Raw genomic sequence first — 6,705 nt, forward strand, 5'->3', positions numbered from 1 at the left:
GTCGGCCGCCCCCCACCCGTCGGCTGCGCCGACACCCCTCCCCGATCCGGGGAGGGAGAACGCCGCCCCCCTGCTTGACGCCGCCCCCTCCGCTCGCGTCCCCTGCGGCCCGAGAGCGGCGGGAGGCCGCCGGGAGGACCCCATGAAGCGTACCCTGATGACCGCGACCGCCGTCTGCGCGCTCGCCCTGGGCCTGGCCGCCTGCGCGAGCTTCGGCATGAACCAAGCCGCCGCCGCGGACGCCGCCGTGTTGAAGACCGTCGCCGCTCACGACGGCCCTGCCGGGGAGCGGGAGTTCCCGGTCACCACGGAAGGAGCCGCCGCCTTCGTCGCCGACGCCGAAAAGCGCCTGGCCGACCTCAGCGAGGAGGCCGCCCGCATCCAGTGGACCCGCGCCACGAACATCACCTACGACACCATGTGGCTGGAGAGCCGGGTCAACGCCCAGTACACCGAGCTGCAGGTCGAGCTGGCCAACGCCGCCGCCGGGTTCAACAACGTCCAGGTCCCCGCCGACGTCCGCCGCAAGCTGAATCTGCTGCGCCTCGGCATCGTGCTCCCGGCCCCCAACCGCCCCGGCGCCGCCGCCGAGCTGGCCGAGATCACCACCCGCCTGGACTCGACCTACGCCACCGGCAAGTTCGAGTACCAGGGTCGCCAGATCACCCTGGACGAGGCCAGCGTCCTGATCGCCGAAAGCCGCGACCCGGCCCAGACCAAGGCCCTGTACGAGGGCTGGCGCACCGTCTCCCCGGTCATGGCCGTCGACTACGCCCGCATGGTCCAGATCGCCAACGAGGGCAGCCGCGAGCTGGGCTTCGCCGACACCGGCGCCATGTGGCGCGCCGGCTACGACATGGACCCCGACGCCTTCGCCGCCGAGACCGACCGACTCTGGGAGCAGGTGAAGCCCTTCTACGTGAACCTGCACTGCTACGTTCGCGGCCGGCTCAACGCCCGCTACGGCGACGCGGTCCAGCCCGACCACGGCCCCATCCGCGCTGACCTGCTGGGCAACATGTGGTCGCAGCAGTGGGGCAACATCTACGACGTCGTCGCCCCGACCAGCGGCGGCGAGAGCAGCTACGACCTGACCGAGCTGCTGACCTCGCAGCAGTACGACGCCACCCGCATGGTCCGGACCGGCGAGGGCTTCTACACCTCCCTGGGCCTGCCGGCCCTGCCCGACACCTTCTGGGAACGGTCGATGATCACCCGGCCGCGCGACCGCGAGGTCGTCTGCCACGCCTCGGCCTGGGACCTGGACAACGCCGACGACATCCGCATCAAGATGTGCACCCAGGTGAACGGCGAGGACTTCTACACCGTCCACCACGAGCTGGGGCACAACTACTATCAACGCGCCTACAAGGATCAGCCCTTCCTGTTCAAGAACGGGGCGAACGACGGCTTCCACGAGGCCATCGGCGACTTCGTCGGCCTGTCGGCCCTGACCCCCACCTACCTGAACCAGATTGGCCTGCTGCGGACCGTCCCGGGCGAGGCCGAGGACATCCCCTTCCTGCTCAAGATGGCGCTCGACAAGATCGCCTTCCTCCCGTTCGGCCTGATGGTCGACCGCTGGCGCTGGGGCGTCTTCTCGGGCGAGACCACGCCGGCCGAGTACAACGACGCCTGGTCCGCCGACATGCTGAAGTACCAGGGCCTGGTCCCGCCGGGACCGCGTCCGGCCGACGCCTTCGACCCCGGCGCGAAGTATCACATCCCGGGCAACACTCCGTACACCCGCTACTTCCTGGCCCACATCTACCAGTTCCAGTTCCAGCGCGCGGCCTGCCGGCAGGCGGGCTGGACCGGTCCGCTGCACCGCTGTTCGGTCTATGGGAACAAGGAAGTCGGCGAGCGCTTCGAGCGCATGCTGGAGATGGGCCAGTCCCGCCCTTGGCCCGAGGCCATGCAGGCCTTCACCGGCGAGACCGGCAACGACGCCTCGGCGGTCGCGGACTACTTCGCCCCGCTGAACGTCTGGCTGACGCAGCAAAACCGCGGCAAGGACTGCGGCTGGGAGAGCTGACCCGCCACCTCTTCGCGCGCGCGGACTTGCGGCGCGGCGCGAAGAAGGGGTTAACCCTCGGCGTTAGGCCTTCCCTTAACCGAACCGCGTCATTCTCGGCGGCTGATCGTGGGCCGTCGCGCCCGCAGACGGGACTCGGGACGAGCGATGGACCTCGGAAACTGGATCGGCCGCATGGTCGACGGCGCCAGCCGCTTCGCGCGTCGTCTGGCCAGCGAGACGCGCGGCAACGTGGCCATGATCTTCGGCCTCAGCCTGCCGGTCCTGATCCTGATGACCGTGGGCGGGGTCGACATCCACCGCGCCTCGACCGTCCGGGTGAACCTTCAGGACGCGCTCGACGCCGCCGCCCTGTCCGCGGCGCGGTCGCCCTACACCGCCAACGCCGACATCCAGCGCGTGGGCATGGCCGCGCTCAAGGCCAATCTGAAGGCTATCCGAACATCACCCTGCGCGAGGTCGACACCACCTTCGTGCTGACCACGAGCGACGTAGTCGTCGCCGACGCCAAGGTCGACGTGAAGGCCATCGTCGCCAACATCTTCCTGCCGCCCTACGGCCAGTTCATGGACGAGAAGATCCAGGTCGGCGCCCACTCCGAGGTCGACCGGTCGTCCCGCAACGTCGAGGTCGCCCTGGTGCTGGACGTCACCGGCTCGATGCAGGGCGACCGCATCGCGGCGCTGATCGAGGCGTCCAAGGACCTCGTCGACCTTGTCGTCCAGGACGTCCAGACCCCCTACTACTCCAAGGTCGCGCTGGTCCCCTATTCCAACTCCGTCAATCCGGGCGGCTACCTGGAGACCGTGCGCGGCGGCGTCGCCACCTCGGTCAACGTCACTGGGGCTACGCTCAATCTCACCGCCGACACCCAGCGCTCCATCTCCGCCGTCAGCACCAATCGGCCGACGATCATCACGACGACGGCCGACCATGGCTATTCGGACAATCAGGTCGTCTGGATCACCGGCGTGAAGGGCATCACTTCGCTCAACAACAAGCCCTATCGGATCGATGTCCTGAGCAACCGGACCTTCTCGCTCTACACCCTGTCGGGCAACCCGGTGAGCGGCTGGAACTACGGCGCGTACGGCGGCGACGGGAAGGTCCAGCGCTGCCAGAACAACGAGTGCTCCGTCACGGTCACCGCCAACGGACACGGCCTGACGAACAACCAGTACGTCCGCATCACGAACGTCGGCGGCATGACCCAGATCAACGACAAGACCTTCCTTGTCGGCAATGTGACCACCAACAGCTTCACCATCGAGCCCGAGGACGGCTCGCAACTGAACCCCTATACCTCGGGCGGCAAGGCCTGGTGCGCCCAGCAGGGCTGCACATGGTTCGCGTTCGAGAACATGAACGGCGATCTCCAGACCCACCACATCAGCGGCTGCGTCACCGAGCGGACCGGGACGAACCGCTACAACGAAGTGTCGGCCAGCACCTCTCACGTCGGACGCCACTATCCCAACACGGACGGGACCTGCCTGGACGACCAGATCCTGCCGCTGTCCAGCAACCGCGCCACCATCAAGTCGCGAATCGACGGGTTCGAGGCCATCGGCGGCACCGCTGGCCAGATCGGCATCGCCTGGGGCTGGTACATGCTGTCGCCGAACTTCAGCAGCATCTGGCCGTCGGGTGCGGCCGGCGCCTACAACTCGGCGCGGACCCTGAAGGCGGTCGTGATCATGACCGACGGCGAGTTCAACTCGCCCTACTGCTCGGGCGTCATCTCCCGGGACGCCGGGCCGAACTCCGGCGGCTCGGCCAACAAGATCGACTGCGCGCCGGACAACGCCGACCCGTTCACCCAGAGCGAGGCGCTCTGTGACGCGATGAGGGCCCAGGGCGTCGTCGTCTACACGGTCGGGCTGGGCATCTCGTCCACGGGCGAGGCGGCGGACCTGCTCCGCTACTGCGCCACCAGCGCCAGCAACTTCCACATGGCGGACGAGGCCGACGACCTGGGCGGCGCCTTCGCCGCCATCGGCCGCGACATCACCCAGCTGCGGATCTCGAAATAGCGGACCCGGCCTTAAACGGCCGGCGCACGCCTCAGATCAGCCGGATCTCCTTCAGCCGCTCGGTCAGGAAGTCCTCGGCCATGATCGACCGGCCGGCGTAGCGGTCCGGGTTGTCCGGCGTCACCGTGGACGGCAGGCTCTCGATGACGAAGTCCGGGTTGAAGTGCAGGAAGAAGGGCGTCGAATAGCGGGCGAAGCCGCGGCGCTCGGGCGCCGGATTGACCACCCGGTGCGTCGTCGAGGGCAGCACATGGTTGGTCAGCCGCTGCAGCATGTCGCCGATGTTGACCACCAGAGCCCCCGGCGGCGGGGCGATGTCCAGCCATTCGCCGTCGGCGTCCTTCAACTGCAGGCCCGCCTCCTCGGCGCCCAGCAGCAGGGTGATGACGTTGATGTCCTCGTGCGCCCCCGCCCGGACCCCAGGCGCATCCGCGGGCACCGGCGGGTAGTGCAGCATGCGCAGGATCGAGTTGCCCAGCTGGACCTTGTCCTCGAAATAGCCGTCGCCCAGTTGCAGATAGCGGGCGATGCCGCGCAGCACCTTGGCCCCCAGGGCGTCCATGGCGGTGAACATGCCGTACAGATGCTCGCGGAAGCCCTCGATCTCGGTCGGCCAGACATTGTCGCGCATGTACTTGCTATAGGGATGACCCTCGGGCAGCTCGCGTCCGACATGCCAGAATTCCTTCAGGTCGACGGTCGCGGCGCCCTTGGCGGCCTCGACGCCGAACGGGGTCAGGCCGCGCGCGCCGCCGGTGCCCGGCTGGTGATACTGGCGCTTGACGTCTTCCGGCAGGGCGAAGAAGGCCTTGGCGTCGCCGATCGCCGCCTCGATCACGCCCTCGTCCAAGCCATGGTCCGAGATGACGGCGAAGCCGTAGCGCTTGAACGATCGGCCCAGCTGATCGGCGAAAGCCTGGAAGTCCTGGTCGTACAGTTTCATCGACACCGGCTCGAGGGCGCGGCGGGCGGCGGGGGCGGCGTCTGCGGTCTGGGCGGTCACTTGGGAACCCTTGTCGTCGGTCTGGCGGTTTCCATACGCCCTGACGCCCGATCTTGGCAAAGAGTCGTCGCCGCGCCGTCGCGCCCGCCGTTCATGCGCGGTACAGTCGGGAACCTTGACAGTAAGCCCAGCGTTTTAGCGCCAACCGGCACTACGGAAAGGATATCTCCATGCGCGCCAAGCTTCTTCTGACCGCCGTCAGCATCACCGCCCTCCTGGGCGCCTGCACCACGACGGACCCCTACAGCTCCACGCCGCGCCGCAACAACACCGGCACCGGCGCGATCGCCGGCGCCCTTGGGGGCGCCCTGCTGGGCTATCTGACCAACACCTCCAATTCCGAGGAAGGCCGCAAGAACGCGCTGATCGGGGCCGGCATCGGCGCGCTCGGCGGCGCGGCCGTCGGCGCCTACATGGACCGCCAGCAGCGTGAACTCGAGGCCGAGCTGTCCGGCTCGGGCGTCGGCGTGGCCCGCCAAGGCGACAACCTGGTCCTGCGCATGCCGTCCGACGTGACCTTCGCCTCCAACCAGTCCAGCATCAACTCGCGCTTCTATCCCACCCTCGACGACGTCTCGGCGGTCCTGAACCGCTACGACCAGTCGATCATCGACGTCGTCGGCCACGCCGATTCCGACGGCTCGGACGAGTACAACCTGAACCTCTCGCGCCAGCGGGCCTCGTCGGTGGCCCGCTACCTGGTCGACCGCGGCGTCCTGGCCGACCGGCTGTACGTCGACGGCCGCGGCGAGAGCGCCCCGATCGCCAGCAACGCCACCGCCGACGGCAAGGCCCAGAACCGCCGGGTCGAAATCCTGATCCGCCCGTTCCGGGGCTAGGTCGAAGTCCGCGCACGAACGGAAGGGGAGCCGCCCGGCTCCCCTTTTTCGTGATCGGACACCGTTCCGTGACTTGCGGGCGCGGCCTGAGGATGCTGGATACCCGGTGTCGTTCGACTCGGGGGAGCGCGTGCGCCCGGATCATCAGGAGTTCGCCCACGGCGTGAAGCTGGCGGCCATCGCCGCCGTCTCGGCCGTGCTGACCGCCACCGTCGTCATCGGCGCCGGGCGCGCGATCCTGCCTAGCCCCGACGCGGCCGCACCACAGGCCGCCCTGACGCCGATCCTGGACCGCTAGGCCCGACCGATCGAACTGTATCGGAAGCCGCCGGCGCGCTTGTCGTCGGGGCGATAGCCGTCGCGCGGGTCCGCCATCACCGGCTGACGCGGCCGCTGTTCGACCCGATGCAGGTTCAGGCGCGCATCCGATCCCATTCGGTCAGGATCACCACCACGTCGGCGCCCTCGGCCGCCTGATAGGGCCTGTCCTTGAACAAGACTCCGTCCAGCCTCCGCGAGATCTCCCGCATGCCTTCGGGTCGAGTGCCCGAACCTTTGCGCCCATGGCCGTCGCGGGCCAGGCTTGTTGCAAAGCAAAACCGCCGGTCCCTTTGGGACCGGCGGCTCTGTAGTCTGGCCTGCCGGGAAGGGACGGCGTCCCCTCCCGGCGTCGGCGCTTCCGGGTTTAGCGGAAGTTGATGCCGACGGTGGCGCGACGGTTCAGCGGCTCGCGAACGCCGTCGGCGGTCGGGCGGGCCAGCTGGGTTTCGCCCTTGCCGTCCAGCGAGATCACGC

At 68.6% G+C, this 6,705-nt stretch carries 6 protein-coding genes; 5 read left to right on the plus strand and 1 reads right to left on the minus strand.

The window, feature by feature from the left end; translation table 11 throughout:
* Positions 1-142 precede the first annotated feature (142 nt).
* The 3 genes from AC2W7C_RS11820 to AC2W7C_RS11830 all read left to right on the plus strand — a co-directional run bounded on the left by AC2W7C_RS11820 (position 143) and on the right by AC2W7C_RS11830 (position 4,068).
* Entirely contained in the window at positions 143-2,035 is a 1,893-nt protein-coding gene (locus AC2W7C_RS11820) for a M2 family metallopeptidase (RefSeq protein WP_486001616.1), read from the plus strand.
* Positions 2,036-2,182: 147 nt separating this feature from the next.
* On the plus strand, positions 2,183-2,515 hold the full coding sequence (locus tag AC2W7C_RS11825) for a TadE/TadG family type IV pilus assembly protein (RefSeq protein WP_486001617.1): 333 nt from the start codon (positions 2,183-2,185) through the stop codon (positions 2,513-2,515).
* Positions 2,509-4,068: a ubiquitin-activating E1 FCCH domain-containing protein gene (locus tag AC2W7C_RS11830; RefSeq protein WP_486001618.1), complete on the plus strand. Its 1,560-nt coding sequence runs from the start codon at positions 2,509-2,511 to the stop codon at positions 4,066-4,068. The genes AC2W7C_RS11825 and AC2W7C_RS11830 overlap by 7 nt, the downstream gene beginning before the upstream one ends.
* Before the next feature lie 31 nt (positions 4,069-4,099).
* On the opposite strand, the gene AC2W7C_RS11835 is transcribed toward AC2W7C_RS11830, so the two are convergent.
* Entirely contained in the window at positions 4,100-5,011 is a 912-nt protein-coding gene (locus AC2W7C_RS11835; protein ID WP_486001621.1) for an isopenicillin N synthase family dioxygenase, read from the minus strand.
* A 230-nt stretch (positions 5,012-5,241) separates the two neighbouring features.
* Between AC2W7C_RS11835 and AC2W7C_RS11840 the strand changes: the two genes are divergently transcribed.
* Entirely contained in the window at positions 5,242-5,910 is a 669-nt protein-coding gene (locus tag AC2W7C_RS11840; RefSeq protein ID WP_486001619.1) for a YiaD family glycine zipper/OmpA-like lipoprotein, read from the plus strand.
* Positions 5,911-6,016: 106 nt separating this feature from the next.
* Positions 6,017-6,208 carry a hypothetical protein gene (locus AC2W7C_RS11845; RefSeq protein ID WP_486001620.1) on the plus strand — a complete coding sequence of 64 codons (192 nt, stop codon included), beginning with the start codon at positions 6,017-6,019 and terminating at the stop codon, positions 6,206-6,208.
* Positions 6,209-6,705 lie beyond the last annotated feature (497 nt).

The organism is Brevundimonas sp. CURTG3B2_SDJG (genome assembly GCF_057364705.1).

Bases quoted from the DNA above. Each gene is read 5' to 3' on its own strand.
- AC2W7C_RS11820 (WP_486001616.1), top strand. From the start codon at position 143: ATGAAGCGTACCCTGATGACCGCGACCGCCGTCTGCGCGCTCGCCCTG.
- AC2W7C_RS11825 (WP_486001617.1), top strand. From the start codon at position 2,183: ATGGACCTCGGAAACTGGATCGGCCGCATGGTCGACGGCGCCAGCCGC.
- AC2W7C_RS11835 (WP_486001621.1), bottom strand. From the start codon at position 5,011: ATGAAACTGTACGACCAGGACTTCCAGGCTTTCGCCGATCAGCTGGGC.
- AC2W7C_RS11840 (WP_486001619.1), top strand. From the start codon at position 5,242: ATGCGCGCCAAGCTTCTTCTGACCGCCGTCAGCATCACCGCCCTCCTG.